Origin of the sequence: Gordonia sp. ALPHA1B1, from assembly GCF_005502615.1 — a bacterium.
Classification (GTDB): Bacteria; Actinomycetota; Actinomycetes; order Mycobacteriales; family Mycobacteriaceae; genus Gordonia; species Gordonia hongkongensis.
Map to the genome: position 1 here is coordinate 1 of NZ_SCOC01000027.1, position 17,600 is coordinate 17,600.

13 protein-coding genes, 1 tRNA gene and 1 pseudogene are annotated in these 17,600 nt (G+C 69.1%); 10 read left to right on the plus strand and 5 right to left on the minus strand.

All coding sequences use genetic code 11. The features are described from left to right. Positions 1 to 168, minus strand: a pseudogene (locus tag FFS52_RS16955) (IS256 family transposase); the annotation flags it as partial. A 641-nt stretch (positions 169 to 809) separates the two neighbouring features. Here FFS52_RS16955 and FFS52_RS16960 point away from each other — a divergent pair. Continuing rightward, complete coding sequence (locus FFS52_RS16960; RefSeq protein ID WP_137810370.1) at positions 810 to 1,532, plus strand: hypothetical protein; 723 nt, start codon at positions 810 to 812, stop codon at positions 1,530 to 1,532. Between the two features lie 12 nt (positions 1,533 to 1,544). On the opposite strand, the gene FFS52_RS16965 is transcribed toward FFS52_RS16960, so the two are convergent. Both FFS52_RS16965 and FFS52_RS16970 read right to left on the minus strand, forming a co-directional pair. Next, positions 1,545 to 2,360 (minus strand): SDR family oxidoreductase, encoded by an 816-nt coding sequence (locus FFS52_RS16965; protein ID WP_137810371.1) that lies wholly within the window; start codon positions 2,358 to 2,360, stop codon positions 1,545 to 1,547. Between the two features lie 96 nt (positions 2,361 to 2,456). Continuing rightward, positions 2,457 to 3,554: a GIY-YIG nuclease family protein gene (locus tag FFS52_RS16970; RefSeq protein WP_137810403.1), complete on the minus strand. Its 1,098-nt coding sequence runs from the start codon at positions 3,552 to 3,554 to the stop codon at positions 2,457 to 2,459. Between the two features lie 108 nt (positions 3,555 to 3,662). Here FFS52_RS16970 and FFS52_RS16975 point away from each other — a divergent pair, with 108 nt between their 5' ends. Then, positions 3,663 to 4,247, plus strand: a complete 585-nt coding sequence (locus FFS52_RS16975; protein ID WP_065629535.1) for a TetR family transcriptional regulator — start codon at positions 3,663 to 3,665, stop codon at positions 4,245 to 4,247. Continuing rightward, positions 4,244 to 5,791, plus strand: coding sequence for an MFS transporter (locus FFS52_RS16980; protein ID WP_137810372.1), 1,548 nt, complete (start codon positions 4,244 to 4,246; stop codon positions 5,789 to 5,791). The genes FFS52_RS16975 and FFS52_RS16980 overlap by 4 nt, the downstream gene beginning before the upstream one ends. Positions 5,792 to 5,805: 14 nt before the next feature. On the opposite strand, the gene FFS52_RS16985 is transcribed toward FFS52_RS16980, so the two are convergent. Continuing rightward, positions 5,806 to 6,693, minus strand: a complete 888-nt coding sequence (locus FFS52_RS16985) for an alpha/beta hydrolase (RefSeq protein ID WP_165629601.1) — start codon at positions 6,691 to 6,693, stop codon at positions 5,806 to 5,808. 165 nt (positions 6,694 to 6,858) lie between these two features. Here FFS52_RS16985 and fdh point away from each other — a divergent pair, with 165 nt between their 5' ends. Genes fdh through nrfD form a run of 3 tightly spaced genes read left to right on the plus strand, consistent with a single transcriptional unit; the run spans position 6,859 to position 12,347 of the window. After that, complete coding sequence (fdh, locus tag FFS52_RS16995) at positions 6,859 to 10,188, plus strand: formate dehydrogenase (RefSeq protein ID WP_171014267.1); 3,330 nt, start codon at positions 6,859 to 6,861, stop codon at positions 10,186 to 10,188. Further along, positions 10,189 to 11,238, plus strand: coding sequence for a 4Fe-4S dicluster domain-containing protein (locus tag FFS52_RS17000; protein WP_137810375.1), 1,050 nt, complete (start codon positions 10,189 to 10,191; stop codon positions 11,236 to 11,238). Further along, positions 11,235 to 12,347: an NrfD/PsrC family molybdoenzyme membrane anchor subunit gene (gene nrfD / locus FFS52_RS17005; RefSeq protein ID WP_137810376.1), complete on the plus strand. Its 1,113-nt coding sequence runs from the start codon at positions 11,235 to 11,237 to the stop codon at positions 12,345 to 12,347. Before FFS52_RS17000 ends, nrfD begins: the two co-directional genes overlap by 4 nt. 460 nt (positions 12,348 to 12,807) lie before the next feature. Here nrfD and selD read toward each other — a convergent pair whose 3' ends face one another. Further along, positions 12,808 to 13,803 (minus strand): selenide, water dikinase SelD, encoded by a 996-nt coding sequence (gene selD, locus FFS52_RS17010; RefSeq protein WP_137810377.1) that lies wholly within the window; start codon positions 13,801 to 13,803, stop codon positions 12,808 to 12,810. A gap of 65 nt (positions 13,804 to 13,868) precedes the next feature. On the opposite strand from selD, the gene FFS52_RS17015 reads away from it, so the two are divergent. From FFS52_RS17015 to selB, 4 genes are all read left to right on the plus strand, one after another. Further along, a complete protein-coding gene (locus tag FFS52_RS17015; RefSeq protein WP_137810378.1) occupies positions 13,869 to 14,159 on the plus strand; it encodes a hypothetical protein in 291 nt (96 codons plus the stop codon). Between the two features lie 33 nt (positions 14,160 to 14,192). Further along, positions 14,193 to 14,287, plus strand: a tRNA-Sec gene (locus FFS52_RS17020). A 178-nt stretch (positions 14,288 to 14,465) separates the two neighbouring features. Continuing rightward, on the plus strand, positions 14,466 to 15,782 hold the full coding sequence (gene selA / locus FFS52_RS17025; protein ID WP_137810379.1) for an L-seryl-tRNA(Sec) selenium transferase: 1,317 nt from the start codon (positions 14,466 to 14,468) through the stop codon (positions 15,780 to 15,782). Positions 15,783 to 15,792: 10 nt separating this feature from the next. Beyond that, complete coding sequence (gene selB / locus FFS52_RS17030) at positions 15,793 to 17,586, plus strand: selenocysteine-specific translation elongation factor (protein WP_137810380.1); 1,794 nt, start codon at positions 15,793 to 15,795, stop codon at positions 17,584 to 17,586. Positions 17,587 to 17,600 lie beyond the last annotated feature (14 nt).

A 17,600-nucleotide genomic window follows, 5' to 3' on the forward strand; every position in this document is an offset into this window, starting at 1 on the left:
GCCGTCGCCGGTGATCTGGACCTGGCCGGTATCGATCTGGGCCAACAACTCATCGACCATGCCCGAGGCCTCCAGCGCCTCGGCCACCTCCGCGGTCGAACGCGGCTCAGCCAACTCAGGCAGCTGCTGACCGTCGTCGTGCTGCTTATCGTCTAACGCCATGCTCATAGATTGTCCTCTCACTGATGAGCACTGGACTTACACAGACCATCTGACACCCCCGACAAACTGTTCAACCACCCGATCACAGTGACGCGTTTCGCCGGGCGCACCAGTCTGTTCACTGTTGCGTGTCCACACGTCTGAACCAGACTCTGCGTGAGATCCATCAGAATCACTGCACCGATCAACGTTGTGTACGACAACCACCCACACGCCCAGAGCAGGGGCACACCACACGCAGCTGCAGCCGCCAGGATCTGAGCGCGCACCTGCAGGGTTACTTGCCGACGGTGGCGGTCCACTCGTGGTGCCATCACTATGCGGGCAACAAGGCTGACAACCAGCGTCAGCACGAGGATTCCGCCAACCTCGCCCGGGGTCCCCTCGAGTGTCACCACCACGATCAGCGGCAGAATGGTCCCGGAGATCGCCCCGCCGAGATGCGCAACACTGCGCGACACAAGGTAAGCAGGAACGGCACTGTGACGCGGCGACGTCCCAGTGACCGAGTTCACCGACCCCACGGTACGACCAATCGACAGACCACGCTCAACTGCCGTCGGTGACGTTCCCGTAGTATCTCCGAGCGCAAAGCGTGTCGGCTTCTGCCGACACCTAGGACTGTCCCGCCGTCTACCGTCGAGATCATGGCCGACGTCAACTTCTACTTCGATCCCGTCTGTCCGTTCGCGTGGATGACGAGCAAATGGGTGCGAAAGGTACAGGCCCAGCGGGACTACACGGTGGAATGGCGGTTCATCTCGCTACGTCTGCTGAACGCACACATCGATTACGACGCGCAGTTCCCGCCGGAGTACGAGGCCGGGCACACCGCCGGACTCCGCCTCCTGCGCGCGGCGGCGAGCATCCGCCGCGAACGCGGACCGGCCGCCATCGGCCCGCTCTACGAGGCGCTGGGTACACGAATCTTTGACGCGCACACCGGTTCCTACACCGTCGACGCCACTGATCATCGAGGCACCACCGACTTCCTCGGGCCCGTCCTGGACGAGCTCGGGTTGCCGGCGCACCACCTGAATGCCCTCGACGACGCCGAGTTCGACGCGGAGATCCAGGCCGAGACCGACGAGGCCCTGTCGCTGACGGGTCGCGACGTGGGTACGCCGATCATCCACTTCGAGCCGCCGGAGGGAGTTGCATTCTTCGGGCCCGTCATCAGCCGTCTACCCGGTGACGACGACGCGGTCGTCCTGTGGGACCACGTGATCGGCCTGGCGAGTTTCCCGGGTTTCGCCGAGCTCAAGCGGAGCCTGCGGGAGAAGCCACAACTGCGGGCCTTCGGAGTGACCGACGGCGAGGCGGGTGTCGAGGAGGACTGGCACGGCGGGAGTCGGCGCACCAAGAAGTGAGCCGCCCGGCGTCTACTTGAACGGATTGAGCGTCCGGCCGAGGAAGTACTGGATACCCGGCGGAATGGGACGCACGGCCGTCGTGACCAGCTTGTTCACCATGCCGGTCACGCACACCGCGTCGCCCTTCATCACCGCGTTCCACCCCTCGCGCACGACGTCCTCGGGCTCCTGCCACAGCACGCCGGGCAGGCGATCGGCGGTCTCGCGGGTCTCCGCACCCATCGCATCGTGGAACTCACTCCTGGTGAAACCGGGACAGAGCGCCGTCACGTGGATGCCGTGCGGTTTCAGTTCCATGTCCAGGGACTGGGACATCAGCAGGACATACGACTTGATCGCGGAGTAGAGCAGGCCCTCCGCGGGAGGCAGCAGAGCCGTGATGGACGAGACGTTCACGATCCGCCCCCACCGGCGCTTCTTCATCCCCGGGAGCACGCGGTGGGACAGCTCGGTCAGCGAGGTCAGCATCAATTGCAGCTGCCCTCCGACCTCCCCCCACGGCGTCTCGGCGAACTTGGTGCTCAGCGACATCCCGGCGTTGTTGATCAGCACGTCGATGTCCAGCCCTAGTTCATCGGCGCGCTCGATGATCGCGGCCGGCGTGCCGGGTTCGGACAGATCCCCGGCAAACACCTCACAGCGAACGCCGTGCTCGCGATGTAGTCGCTCGGACAACTCGTCGAGCCGTTCGGCCCGACGGGCGACCAGCAGTAGGTCGTACCCTTCCGCGGCGAGTTGTTCCGCGAACGTCTTGCCGATCCCGGCGGAGGCGCCGGTGATCAGGGCGGTGCGGTGGTCGAATGAACTGCGTCGATCCGAGGACATGCGCCGGCTTTCTGTCGATGGACGATGCCGCGAGTACTACCAGACCGCGCGTCCCTCGTCGGATCACGACAGGCGATTTTGTTCCAACGAACAGGCTCAGGGAACGTGTCCGTACGGGTGCCAGCCGGACGGATTCCACTTGCCGCCGCGTTCCTGCCGGACCTCGCGCAGGCTGGTACCCACATATCGGGCCTCGAGTTCGGCGTCGGGTTTCCCGGTGTACACCCACCGCTTCGGATCCAGGTTTCCCTCGGCGTCGCGGTAGGACTCCCAGTAGTCGACACGGTGGACGGCCCGGACGAGATCGTCGGCGAACACCAGCACCGGTAGATCGGGGACGGTCCGGTGCGGCCCCGCACGCCAAGCGCTGCGGGCGGATTCGTAGATCACCTCGGCAGTGGCGTCGCCGCGGGCGGACTCGTCGACCTTCACCAGCACGCACACGTCGGGCAACGGCGGCGACACCAGCGCCGCATGTCGCAGGATCAGCTCCTCGATGCGCCACGGCCCCTGCGCATCCGGCGTCTCCGGAAGTGCCGATCCGGCCAGAGCGACGACGTCGACTACCGTGCGCCGTAGCGAAAGCGCGTGCGCTGCAGCTGAATCGAGGGAACCGACGTCGTACCGCAGAATCCAGTGTTCGACGCCGAACCCGTCGGCGTCGATGTCGCGGATGCGCTCGGAGATGGCGGCCGCGACCTCGGCCGGATCGTCGTCGCCGACGATGTCGGCAGGGTCGGGTGCGTCGCCCGCCAGCGCGGCGGCGGTATGGCGGTACACGCGGTTCCCGCGGCCGGCGTCGACGTGGAACACCGTGGCGTCACGCGGATCGACCAGTGCATAGACGTAACTACCGAGCACCGTTTGCGCTTCGTGGGGAACAGGTTTCGGGGCGCCGGGCGCGGGGACCCCGACCGGCCGCAGCAGGGCGAGGACCTCGTCGACCACCGAAGGACGGACCCCGAGCCCCCCGGCGGTGATCCCGCCGAAGACGACCTCGCCGGCGCGCTCCCGGTCGACGAATCGCCGGCCGGCGAAACGGTCGACGGCGCGCACCACATCGGCGACCTCGGCGCGCCGGGCCGCCGCACCGCGGGAGGACGTGCGCTCGTCGTCCGGGTCGAGCATCTCCGCGAAGGCCGACGACGACAAGAAGTCGCCGAGCGCCGTCCGGGGCAGCTCGACCGCATCGATCCTGTTCACCGCCATGGTCGCATGATGCCAGCACTCGACAGGCAAACCCACGAAGCGCTAGTGTACGTTTGTACATGTACATCCGTACATTAGCTTGAGAGGACAGTCATGACGGAGGCAGCGCCCCGCCGCCGACGAGATCCCGAGGAACGGCGACGCACCATTGTCGAGGCCGCCGCCACGCTCATCACCGAGGTGGGCTCCGAGGGGCTCACCCACCGGCTTGTCGCGAAACGTGCCGGTGTGCCGCTCGGTTCGACGACGCAGTACTTCGCCACGCTCGACGATCTGCGCGAGGCAGCGCTCGCCCGCCTGGCCGACGACATCGACTCCGGCCTGGCCGAGGTGGCCGAGACCCTCGCCGAACACGGCCCAGCCGCGGCGGTCTTCGCCGAGACGCTCCACGACTATCTGTCCGACGAGCGGTTGATCCGCGCCGACCTCGCGCTCGTGTCGGCCGCCGTCCTCGATCCCGCGCTCCGCCCGCTCGCGGTTCGCTGGCCCGACGGGCTGGTCGAAATCCTCATCCCGCACGTCGGGCAGACGGCCGCTCGCGCGATCGCCGCGTACACCGACGGCGTGGCCATGCACGCACTCCTCTACGGGACGCCGCTGTCTTTCGACGACCTGACCGCCACCCTGACGGCCCTGACCGGGCTGCCCTCCCCCGAGCACGACCGGAGCCGACGATGACCCAGCGATCCGCCACCGAGACCACCAGCGCAGACGGCCTGTCCTTCCGGCGCCGATGGGCGTCGGCCGCCGTGTTGTCGGCCAGCCTGCTGGTCATCACCGTCGACCTCACGATCCTCAACGTCGCACTCCCCGACCTGGCCGGCGACCTGCGCCCGACCGCCGATCAGCAGCTGTGGATCATCGACGCCTACTCGCTCGTCCTGGCCGGCCTGCTGCTCTCCATGAGTTCACTGGCCGACCGGTGGGGCCGAAAACGGATGCTGGTCACCGGCTTCGCGGTGTTCGGTGGGGCCTCGGCACTGGTCCTGCTGGCCGAGTCACCCGAGGCGGTGATCGCGGTCCGGGTGCTGCTGGGCGTCGGCGGCGCGATGATCATGCCGACCACGTTGTCCCTGCTGCGCAGCATCTTCACCGACCCCGCCGAGCGTGCGACCGCCCTCGGGCTCTGGGCCGCGGTGTCGGGCCTCGGTGCGGCCGTCGGCCCGATCGTCGGCGGGGTTCTGCTCGAGTACTTCTCGTGGCGCGCCGCGTTCCTCGTCAACGTCCCGCTGATGGCGGTCGCCATCGTGGCCGCCGTGCTGATCCTGCCGGAGTCGAAGCACCCGCAGCCGGGCCGGTGGGACGCCGTCGGTGCGCTGATGTCGATCGCCGGCATGGTCGCCCTGGTCTGGGCCATCAAGCGGTTCGCCAAGGAGGAGAGCCTCCTCGCACCGGCCGCCTGGGTGGCCCTGATCGGCGCGGTCCTCATCCTGGCCCTGTTCGTCCGACGCTGCATGCGACGCACCGAGCCGCTGCTCGACGTCTCGTTGTTTCGCAGCCGGCCGTTCAGTGCGGGTGTTCTCGCCGCGCTCGGCTCGATGTTCGGACTCGCGGCGGCGCTGTTGCTGCTGGCCCAGTGGCTCCAGTTGGTCGAGGGCCACTCCCCGATCGCGGCCGGTGTGCGGCTGTTGCCGGTGGCGGGAGCGGCGATCGTGTCCTCGATGATCGCCGCCCCGCTCTCCCGGATGATCGGCGCCCGAGCCGTCGTGGCCGGCGGCATCGGCATCGCCGGCGTCGGGATGGCGCTGATGTTCCTCGGTTCCGACGGGCTCTCCTACAGCACCGTCGCCACCGCTCAGGTGCTTGTCGGATTCGGCATCGGATCACTGGCCATCGCATCGGCGATGATCATGGCCGGCACCCCGGATGCCAAGGCGGGCAACGCCGCCGCGCTGGAAGAGACCGCCTACGACCTGGGCAATGTGCTCGGTGTCGCGATCCTCGGCAGCGTGGCGTCGATCCTCTACCGGACCACGCTGACGGCCGAGCCCGTCCCCGGCGTACCCGCCGAGGTGACCGACGCGGCCGGCGAATCCCTCGGCGCCGCCATGGGTCTCGCCGAAGCCGCCGGAGCACCGGGCCTCGCGGAGCGGGCGGCGGCCGCGTTCACCGACGCCATGCAGCAGACGAGCCTGGTCGGCGGGGTCACGCTCGTCGCCGTCGCCGTGGCCGTCTTCGCGCTCGTCCCGCGCGGCACGGATGTCACGGCCGCGCAGCACTGACGTAGTCGTGCCTGTCATCCGGGCGGGGTGACGAGCTCCCGGTTGAGACGGTCGAGAAGTTCTGCGATCCGCTTCGGCTGATCGTGCGGAGCCAGGTGGCCGCAGTCGTCCAGGACTTTCAGCTCGACGCCGAGCCGCGCATGTACCACCTCAGCCAGCCGCCGTGTCGGCAGGAAGACGTCATGGTCGCCGGAGACCACCATCAAGGGGCGGTCCGTCGGCAATTCATCAGACGGCCCCGGCGCCAGACTCGTACGGCAGTGTCCGGCAACCAGATCCATCCATGCGATCAGCGCGGGATCGACGTTTCTGTCCGGCGCCGTCATCATTCGCAGCAGATCATACGAGCGTTCCGGCCGAGGCGAGGCCAGCCATGAGACGGTTGTGCGCAATGTCCGAGGCGAGACCGCCAAACGGGTGATGCCCGCAGGTGACACGAGTAGGCGTCCGGCGATCAGCGATGAGGCACCGGCCAACGCGATCGCCGCCCCGAGCGAGTGACCCAGCACGATCACCGGATGGGCGACCGTCGCGCCGAGCACCTCGTCGAGCCACCGCCCGTAGGCAGGGATCCGACCGCGTCGCCGCGGACGTTCCGGTGCACTTGTCCCCGGCTGGCCGGGCACGTCCAGACTGATGACGTCGTTGTTCCGCGCGAGTTCGGACAGCAGCGGGATCATCGTCGCCGAGTTCATGTTCGTACCCGGCACCACGACGACAGTGCGCCGGTCGGCGGGTGCCGCCGTCCCGGGGTCGAGAGACCGGGATGCAACGATCCTGGTCCGCCCCGCCGACGTCTGGACTTCCCATTGCGCGGCAACACAATCTGCTGCCGACAACCGGATCTCGCACCATCGTCGGATTACGTCGCGGCCGGATTCGGTCTTGTATGCGGTGGTCATCAGGAAATCCCATCGGCGCGTCTTCACGGCACACGGCATCGATGATCAGCCCGGCAAGGGATGACAACGACACACGTGCAGCCGACCAGACTTCCCGGCACTCCACCCGCCACGATAGCAACGGTCGAGACGCAACCGCAGACGATGAGGTCTAGACTTGGACGGGTGCCAGCCTTCAGCCCCCTCGAATGGCCGGTGTTCCGCCAGTTGCGGTCGGGCGACGTCTTCGGGCGCGGACCGGCGGTCACCTCGGCGAGGACACGCGGCATCGAACCGCGCACCGCCACCGCGGACCGTGTGGTCCAGAGCGTGTGCCCGTTCTGCGCGGTGGGTTGCGGGCAGAAGGTGTACGTCAAGGACGAGCGGGTGGTCCAGATCGAGGGCGACCCGGACTCCCCGATCTCCCGCGGGCGCCTCTGTCCCAAGGGCGCGTCGAGCGAGCAGTTGGTCAACAACCCGATGCGGCAGACCTCCATCCGCTATCGGGCCCCGTACGCGACCGAATGGCAAGACCTGGATCGCGATACCGCGATCGACATGATCGCCGACCGTTTCCTCGAGGCCCGACGCCGTGGCTGGCAGGACCGCGACGACGAGGGCCGGCTGCTCCGACGGACCACCGGTGTCGCCTCGCTCGGCGGTGCCACCCTCGACAACGAAGAGAACTATCTGATCAAGAAGCTCTTCACCGCGGCGGGCGCGATCCAGATCGAGAACCAGGCCCGCATATGACACTCCGCGACGGTTCCCGGTCTGGGGGCCTCGTTCGGACGCGGCGGCGCAACGCAATCACTGCAGGACATGGCCAACGCCGATTGCATCGTTCTCATGGGCGGCAACATGGCCGAGGCGCACCCGGTGGGTTTCCAGTGGGTGTCGGAGGCGAAGGCCAAGGGCGCGACGATCATTCACGTCGATCCGCGCTTCACCCGTACCTCTGCGGTGGCCGACCGGCACATCTCCATCCGGGCCGGCTCTGACGTCGTCCTGCTCGGTGCGCTCATCAACTACGCCATCACGCACGAGAAGTACTTCCGCGAGTACGTCGTCGCGTACACGAACGCCGCCACCCTGATCGCCGCGGACTTCCGCGACACCGAGGATCTCGACGGCCTGTTCTCCGGCTTCGACCCGGAGACCGGCGAATACGACGCCACCAGTTGGGCTTACGAGGAACCGTCCGCCCACTCCGACGACGGTGGCCGCGACAGCGAGGACGGCAAGGTCGAGTCGCCCGGCCACCCGGACGACGGGCCGCGGGTGAAGGACCGCGCGGTGGGGCACGAGCATGGCTCCGGCGGGCCGCCGCTGGAACACGGGGCGACAGTGCGCGATGACACCCTGGAACACCCGCGCAGCGTGTTCCAGATCGTCAAGCGTCACTACTCGCGCTACACACCCGAGATGGTGCGCGACATGTGCGGGATCTCGGTGCGCGACTTCGAGTATCTGGCCCGGGCCGTCACCGACAACTCCGGCCGCGAGCGCACCACGTGCTTCGGGTACGCGACCGGCTGGACCCAGCACACCTTCGGCGCGCAGTTCATCCGCGCCGCGTCGGTTCTGCAACTCCTGCTCGGCAACGTCGGGCGCCCCGGCGGCGGCATCATGGCCCTCCGCGGACACGCGAGCATCCAGGGGTCCACCGACATCCCGACGCTGTTCAACCTGCTGCCCGGGTATCTGCCGATGCCCTCGGCGGGCAAGCATGACAGTTTCGCCGACTACATCGACGCGATCACGTCGAAGGCCGAGAAGGGTTTCTGGGCCAACGCCGAGGACTACATGGTGAGTCTTCTCAAGGCGTGGTTCGGGGATGCCGCAACCGCCGAGAACGACTGGTGTTACGACTACCTGCCCCGGCTCACCGGGCCCGCCGGGACCTTCCAGACGACGGTCGACATGCTCGCCGACAAGGTCGACGGTTACTTCGTCCTCGGCCAGAACCCGGCGGTCGGATCGGCCAACGGGCGCCAGGCGCGGATGGCGATGTCGCACCTCAAATGGCTCGTCGTCCGCGACCTCAACATGATCGAGACGGCCACCTGGTGGAAGGAGGGCCCGGAGATCGAGTCCGGCGAGCTGCGCACCGAGGACATCGCCACCGAGGTGTTCTTCCTCCCCGCGGCCACGCATGTGGAGAAGGCCGGCTCGTTCACGCAGACCCAGCGCATGGTGCAGTGGCGCCACCAGGCGGTCGAGCCACCGGGTCAGTGCCAGAGCGAGATGGACTTCTTCTTCGAGCTCGGGCGGCGCATCCGCGAACGCCTCGCCGAGTCGACCGACGAACGTGACCGCCCGCTGCTCGACGTCACATGGGACTATCCCCTCGACGACCACGGCAACCCCGACCCCGAAGCGGTGCTGTCGGAGATCAACGGCTACCACGTGAACGGCGAAGACGCCGGCTCGAACCTCACGTCCTACACCCAGATGAAGCGCGACGGCTCGACCGCGGGCGGCTGCTGGATCTACACCGGGGTCTACACCGGCGCGGACACCGACGGGCCGTCGAACCTGGCCGCACGCCGGGTCCCGCAGGGCGGCGGCGGGGTCACCCAGCACGAGTGGGGCTGGGTGTGGCCGGCGGATCGTCGAATCCTCTACAACCGCGCGTCGGCCGACCCCGACGGCCGGCCGTGGAGCGAGCGCAAGCGGTACATGGAATGGGACGCCGACGCCGGGCGGTGGGTCGGTCCCGACGTGCCCGACTTCCCGGTCGACCTGGCTCCCGATGCCCGTCCCGACCCGTCGGTCGGCGGCGTCGACGCCCTCTGCGGCGACGACCCGTTCGTCATGCAGGCCGACGGGAAGGGCTGGCTCTACGCCCCGCGCGGGCTGGTCGACGGCCCGTTGCCGACGCACTACGAACCGCAGGAATCCCCGGTGGTCAACGCGCTGTACCCCCAACAGCAGTCGCCATCGCGAGTCCTATTCCCCCGCACGGACAATCTCGACGCACCCAGCGGCGAGAGCCCCGGTTCCGAGGTGTACCCGTTCGTGTTCACGACGTACCGACTCACCGAGCACCACACCGCGGGTGGCATGAGCCGATGGACGCCGTATCTGTCGGAACTGCAGCCGGAGATGTTCTGCGAGATCTCACCCGAACTCGCCGAAGAGCGGGGCCTCACCAACGAGGGCTGGGCGACGATCGTGTCGCCGCGCGCCGCGATCGAGGCGCGTGTGCTGGTGACCGACCGCATGATGCCGCTGACCATCAACGGCCGGCAGGTGCATCAGGTGGGTCTCCCCTATCACTGGGGCGTGGGTTCCGACGCCGTGGTCAGCGGCGACGCCGCCAACGATCTGATCGGGGTCACACTGGATCCGAACGTGCAGATCCAGGAGTCCAAGGTGGGCTCGTGCGACGTCATCGCCGGGCGCCGGCCGCAAGGCCGGGCACTGCTCGACCTGGTGCGTGCCTACCAGGAGCGGGCCGGGGTCACCGTCGAGACCGACAATCAGCACATCACCGGGAAGGCGGAGGAGTAGATGGGACAGCTGTCCGGGCCATCCGATCCCAGCGCCGACGCGCACTGGCACACCCACGAGGAGCGCAAGGGGTTCTTCACCGACACCTCGATCTGCATCGGCTGCAAGGCCTGCGAGGTGGCGTGCAAGGAATGGAACGGCAACCCGCGCGACGGCGACCTCGCCCTCACCGGGATGTCGTACGACAACACCGTCGCCCTCGGCGCGAGCACCTGGCGCCACGTCGCCTTCATCGAGCAGAATTCCGACCGCATCGCCGAGGCCCGTGAGTCCGGGCGTGCGCTCGTCGGACTGGGCATGCCCGCGATGCCCGGCTCCTCGCCTGAAGATCGTTCGTCTCTGCCGACCAGGCCCTCTCCCCTGCCGGCTGAGCCGGCGAGGAGCGAAGCGACGAGCCGAGTCGAAGTCCCCGACACCCCTGAGTTCCGCTGGCTGATGTCGTCGGACGTCTGCAAGCACTGCACCCACGCCGGGTGCCTCGACGTCTGTCCGACCGGCGCGCTGTTCCGCACCGAGTTCGGCACCGTCGTGATCCAGGACGACGTCTGCAACGGCTGCGGGACGTGCGTGGCCGGATGCCCGTTCGGCGTCGTCGAGCGCCGGGCCGACGGCACCGCCGCGCCGACGACCCGCTCCGGCGAACGCAAGGGCGAGCAGCCCGAGGTGCCCAAACGCGGTGTCGCGCAGAAGTGCACGCTCTGCTACGACCGGTTGCTCGACGACGAGACACCGGCTTGCGCGAAGACCTGCCCGACCACGTCGATCAAGTTCGGCGACCACGACGACCTCGTCGACGACGCGCACGCCCGCGTCCGGGCGCTGCACGAGCAGGGCATGACCGAGGCGCGGCTCTACGGCGCCAACCCGAACGACGGTGTCGGCGGCACCGGATCGGTGTTCCTGCTGCTCGACGAGCCGGAGGTCTACGGACTGCCGCCGGACCCGCGGGTGTGCACCGCGGACCTGCCGGCCATGTACAAGCGCGCCGGGATCGCGGCGGCCGGAATGCTGGCCGCCGCCGCACTCTCGTTCCTACGGGGCGGCCGATGACCTCGTCGGAGTTCGACTCCTTCCGTCCGCCGGAGCCGCCCCGGCGGCGCGGCCGGGGTTTCGGCCGTGGCGGAAAACGCAGACCGGGTAGAGGTTTCGGGCAGGGCGACGGCAACCGTGAGATGTCGATGGTGCCCGATGCCGAATTCACCTCGTATTACGGGCATCCCGTCGTCAAGCCACCACCCTGGGACGAGAAGGTGGCCGCCTACCTGTTCCTCGGCGGTGTCGCCGGCGGCTCCGGCGTCCTGGCCGCCGGGGCCCAGCTCACCGGGCGGGACGCGTTGCGCCGCAACGCCCGCCTCGGTGGTCTGGGTGCCGTGGGTCTGGGCGGGATCGCGCTCGTCGCCGACCTCGGACGGCCGGACCGGTTCTACAACATGTTGCGCACGTTCAAGGTGACGTCGCCGATGAGCGTCGGTTCCTGGATGCTGTCGGCGTTCAGCGGGGCACTCGGCGTCGCGGCGGTCGCCGAGGTCGACCGGATGACCGGTGCGCGGCTGCCGCTCGGGCCGCTTCGTGCGGTGTTGCGCGCCGTCGAGGCCCCCGCCGGGCTGGCCGCCGGGCTGGCGGGTCCGCCGCTCGCGGTGTACACCGCGGTCCTGCTCTCCGATACCGCCGTGCCGACCTGGAACGCCATGCACCGGGACCTGCCGTTCGTGTTCGTCAGTTCCGCGAGCCTGGCGTCGAGCGGGCTGGCGCTGGTCACCACGCCGGTCGGTCAGGCCGGGCCGGCACGGACTCTCGCGGCGCTGGGCGTGGTCGGCGACCTCGTCGCGATGCGACTCACGGAGCGACGGATGGACCCGGTCGCCGCCGAACCGCTCCACCACGGAAAGGCCGGCACCCTGCTGCGCTGGAGCGAGCGACTCGCCGTCGCCGGCGGAGTGGGCGCGTTGCTCAGCGGGCGCTCCCGCCCCCTGGCGGTCGTCTCGGGACTCGCACTGCTCGCCGCGTCGGCCTGCACGCGATTCGGCGTCTTCGACGCCGGCATCGAGTCGGCCAAGAACCCCCGCTACACGATCGAACCGCAGAAGCGCCGCCTCGCGGCCCGTCGTGCCGCCGGAATCACCGACGACTCGATCACCACCGGGCCGCCCGCGCCCTGAGCGGTGCCCACTGAGGAGCGCCGCCCCCTGCTGCTCCCTGAGCGCCAGCGCCGCACTCCGCTCCCGAGCGCAAGCGCCACCCCCTCCGCTCTCTATCCGAAAAAGGCGGTCCCCATTGCTCCCTGAGGTGCGAGGAGCGCAAGCGACGAGCCACGAAGGGCCTGGTGAGACACGTTGCGTGACCCTTCGTGGCTCGCTTCGCTCGCACCTCAGGGAGCATGTTTTTCGGACGTTCACGAGTGTTCTTTCGTGGTCCACAACGGCCGCCAGGCCCCCGCTCCCTGAGGAGCGCCCGGAGCTTGCGGAGGGCGCGTCACGAAGGGTCTTGGCGACCGAGTCAGCGAACCCGGATACCCATCCCCGCAACCGTCTCGGCGACCCCACCGCTCCCTAATCCGAAAGAGGCGCATAACCCCTGCTCCCTGAGGTGCGAGGAGCGCAAGCGACGAGCCACGAAGGGTCAGCGCACCGTGATCCCGAAGCCCGCCACCGTCTCGCCGATCACCGGGTAGCCCGGGACCTCGCCGACCACGAGCAGCCCGCCCGAGGTCTGTGCGTCCGCGAGGAACAGCAGGTCGTCCTCGGCGACACCGGAACCGACCGTGAGGTGCGGACGCACCCAGTCGAGATTGCGGCGGGTACCCCCGGACACGAAACCGTCCCGAAGTGCCTGCGCCGCCCCGTCGACCGCGGGCACCGAAGCGCGGTCGACTACCGCGCCGACCCCCGACGCGCGGCACAGTTTGTGCAGATGCCCGAGCAGGCCGAAGCCGGTCACGTCGGTCGCCGCGCGGACGCCGGCCGCGACCGCGGCGCTCGACGCATCGCGATTGAGCGTCGTCATCAGGGCGATCGCCTCGTCGAACACCTCGCCGGTCTGCTTGTGCCGGTTGTTCAACAGTCCGACCCCGATCGGTTTGGTCAGGGTGATCGGCAGCCCCGGCTCGGCCGCGTCGTTGCGCAACAACCGGCCGGGTTCGGCCACCCCTGTCACCGCCATGCCGTACTTCGGTTCCGGATCGTCGATGGTGTGCCCGCCGATCACCGGACAGGCGGCCTGCGCCCCGACGTCGAGACCGCCGCGCAGCACCTCGGTCATCAGCTCCATCGGCAGCACCTCCCGCGGCCAGCCGACCAGGTTGATGGCGACGACGGGGGTGCCGCCCATGGCATAGATGTCCGACAGCGCGTTGGCCGCGGCGATGCGGCCCCAGTCGTACGGATCGTCGACGACCGGGGTGAAGAAGTCGGCGGTGGAGAGCACCGCGACGTCGTCGCGGATACGCACTGCCGCGGCGTCGTCGCCGTCGTCGAGTCCGACGATGATGTCGTCGCCGACCTGGCCGGTGAGTCCCGCGACCGCCTGCTCGAGCTCGCCCGGCGGGATCTTGCACGCGCATCCACCACCGTGGGCGTAGCCGGTCAGTCGGATGGGTGTCTCGCTTCGCACGGTCACCGTGTCGAGGGTAGCCCTCCGGTAATCTCCGATGCTGTCCTCCGGCGATCGCTACCATCGGGCTCATGAGGCAAGCAGACGGCGAGTACTACGTCACGGCCGGCGAGCTGCAGGCGTTCTGGGAATCCGGTCACCACTACTGGTACATGCGGGAGGACGGGTCGACCGACCTGTACGCCGACGAACTCGATATCACCCACGGCTGGCCCATCTTCCTGATGAAGCGCGACGAGGAGTGGTTTGCGAAGTGGGACGGCGATTTTGAGCGTGCCGTCGATGACGATCTCAACCCGAAGTTGATCCGCCACTTCGAGGAACTCATCACCGAGGGCAACTGGCCGCACCGGCAGGACTGACCCGGCCGCACGTCGGATAGGTTGGGACCGCGTGGAGGCGTATGGGTCCTGGTGGGCTCCCCGGTCTTCAAAACCGAGGAGGTCGAGTATCTCGGCCTGGCGGGTTCGATTCCCGTCCGCCTCCGCCAGGGGGGTCGACCGTGACCCCCGCCGGCTGAGCCGGTGACGAGCGAAGCGAGAGCCACCCCCGCCGGCTGAGCCGGTGACGAGCGAAGCGAGAGCCACCCCCGCCGGCTGAGCCGGAGACGAGCGAAGCGAGAGCCCACCCCCCGCCGGCTGAGCCGGTGACGAGCGAAGCGAGGAGCCGTGTCGAAGCCCCCCGTCACCGATCCGCGCCGTCGAATTCCGCGAACCGACGCACTGTTGGCCCTGCCCGCGGTGTCCGCGGCGCGTGCACGACTGGGCGACACAGCGATTCGCGACATCATTCGCCAGGCCCAGGACGCGGCCCGCCGCGGCGAGACGCCACCGGATGACGTCGAGCGGATCGTCGTGGAATCGGTCAGCGCGTCGTATGCCTCGTCGATCCGCCCCGTGCTCAACGCCACCGGGGTCGTCGTGCACACGAACCTCGGGCGGGCACCGCTGTCACCCGCGGCGCTCGACGCCGTCGGCGCGGCGTCGGGTTACGTCGACGTGGAACTCGATCTCGAGTCCGGCACCCGGTCGAAGCGCGGGGCGGCCACCCGCAGCGCTCTCCTACGAGCCTGTCCCGCAGCGGAAGACGCGCTGATGGTCAACAACGGTGCGGCCGCATTGGTACTGGCGACGACCGCGCTGGCGGCCGGGCGTGCAGTCGTCATCAGTCGTGGCGAGATGATCGAGATCGGCGCAGGTTTCCGGCTCACCGAACTGATCGCGTCGACAGGCGCCCGGTTACACGAGGTCGGCACCACCAACCGCACCCACGCACGCGACTACGCCGACGCCCTCACCGACGACGACGTCGGAGCAATTCTCAAGGTGCATCCGAGCAACTTCCGGGTCGAGGGCTTCACCAGCGAGACATCGCTCTCCGAGCTGCGCGGCCTCGCCCGGGCGCACGGCGTGCCCGTCGTCGCCGACATCGGCAGCGGACTCCTGCAACCCGACCCGCTGCTGCCCGACGAACCCGACGCCACCACGACACTCGAATCCGGCGCCGACCTCGTCATCGCCAGCGGCGACAAACTCCTGGGCGGACCACAGGCCGGACTCCTCCTCGGCGATGGAGCGCTCGTTCAGCGTCTCGCGAAACACCCACTCGCACGGGCCGTTCGCGCGGACAAGCTGGCACTGGCTGCGATGGAGGCAACCGTCGGCGGGCCACGACCCCCCGTCTGGGAATACCTCCACGCCGATCCCGACAGACTTCGCGTGCGTACCGAATCCCTGGGCACGGCAGTCGGATTCCCGATCGTCGCCCATGACGGACGGGTGGGTGGCGGTGGCGCACCCGGCGTGCCGCTGCCGGGGTGGGCGGTGCGGCTCCCGGTCGCGACGGCCGCTCGTCTGCGCGTCGGCGATCCGGCAGTCCTACCCCGCGTTCACGACGGCGCGTGTCTGGTGGACCTGCGCTGCGTTCCCGAAGCCGACGACGTGCAGGTACTCGCCGCGATCCGACAGGCTCTGGACGCATCGTGAAGTCGCGCTCGTGAAGTATGTGGTGGCCACCGCCGGACACGTGGACCACGGGAAGTCCACACTGGTGCGTGCTCTGACCGGGATCGAGCCGGACCGATGGGAAGAGGAACGGCGCCGCGGGTTGACGATCGACCTCGGCTTCGCCTGGACCACACTGCCTTCCGGTGCCGACGTGGCCTTCGTCGACGTCCCCGGCCACGAGCGGTTCATCCCGAACATGCTGGCCGGCCTGGGCCCGGCGCCCGTCGTCCTGTTCGTCGTCGCAGCGGACGAGGGATGGAGCGCCCAGTCCGACGACCACCGTGATGCCGTCGCCGCCCTCGGCATCGAGTACGGGCTGCTGGTCATCACCCGAGCCGACCGGGCCTCGCCCGACCGCGTTCGTGAAGTGATCGATCTGTCGCGTGATCGCCTCAGCCGCACCGGCCTTTCCGATGCGCCCGCGGTCGTGGTGTCGGCGCCCGATCGCGTCGGAATCGACGAACTGCGCACACGGCTCGACGCCGTCTTGGCCGGGATGTCATCGCCGTCGACCTCGGGGCGTGTCCGGTTCTGGATCGACCGGGTCTTCACCCGCACCGGCGCCGGCACGGTCGTCACCGGCACCCTGGCCGCCGGGACGATCGCGGTCGGCGACACCCTGGACCTGCTCACGGTTGACGGCCGCCGACGACTCGATGTCCGTGGATTGCAGAGCGAGGGTGCAACTCTCACCACCGCGGCCCCGGTCAGCCGAGTCGCGATCAATCTGCGCGGCGTCGGCGTCGACGACGTCTCGCGTGGCGACGCACTCGTGACGCCCGGAGCCTGGCACACCTCTGCTGTCGCTGATGTCCGGCGCGTGAGCGGAATGTCCTTCGAGGAGGCACCGGAACACCTCGTCGCGCACATCGGCACAGCGGCGCTACCGGTCCGGTTGCGCCCCTTCGACGGCGACCACGCGCGTGTGACCCTCGCGCGCGCCGTGCCGATGTCGCGGGGCGATCGGCTGGTCCTGCGCGATCCCGGCCAACGTATCGTCGGCGGCGGCGTCGTGCTGCACCCCGATCCCCCGGCGCTGACCCGGCGGGGCGACGCGACGCGACGCGCGGCCTCGCTGGCGGCCATGTCCGACGACGCCGGGGCCGCCGAAGAAGTGCATCGGCGTGGCGCGATGCGCGTCACCGATCTGACGCGACTCGGCCTGGTCGACGACGCCGAGCCCACACCCCACGGCGTACGAGTGATCGGCGAGTGGTGGGTCGCCGAAACCTCCCTCACCGCCTGGACCGAGCGACTCCGCGCCGCCGTTGTCGATCTACACGACCGAGATCCGTTGTCGGCGGGGCTGTCCGCGTCCGGCGCACCTGCCCTGCTCGGGCTTCCGGACACGACGCTGCTGGCGACCGTCATCTCGGAAGCCGAGCTGTCGTCGTCCGACGGGCACCTGGCGGTCCCGGGTCACAAGCCCTCCCTGGGTGATGCCGACGACGCGGTCAGCGCACTGGAGCGCCGGCTCGCCGACCACCCGTTCCGTGCACCCGAGGCCGATGACCTCACCGCACTCGGCCTGGGCGCCCGAGAACTCGCCGCCGCCGAGCGCACGGGCCGGATTCTCCGATTGCGCGACGGTGTCGTGTTGTTGCCGACTGCCCCCGCCCTGGCGATGCGCACCCTCGCCTCGCTCGATCAGCCGTTCACCACCAGCACCGCCCGCCAGGCGCTCGGAACCTCTCGGCGCGTGGTCATTCCGCTACTGGAGTACCTCGACGCCCGCGGTTGGACCCGCCGTCTTGACGCCGGGCACCGGGAGGTCGTGCGCTGAGCAACGGGCGGTGG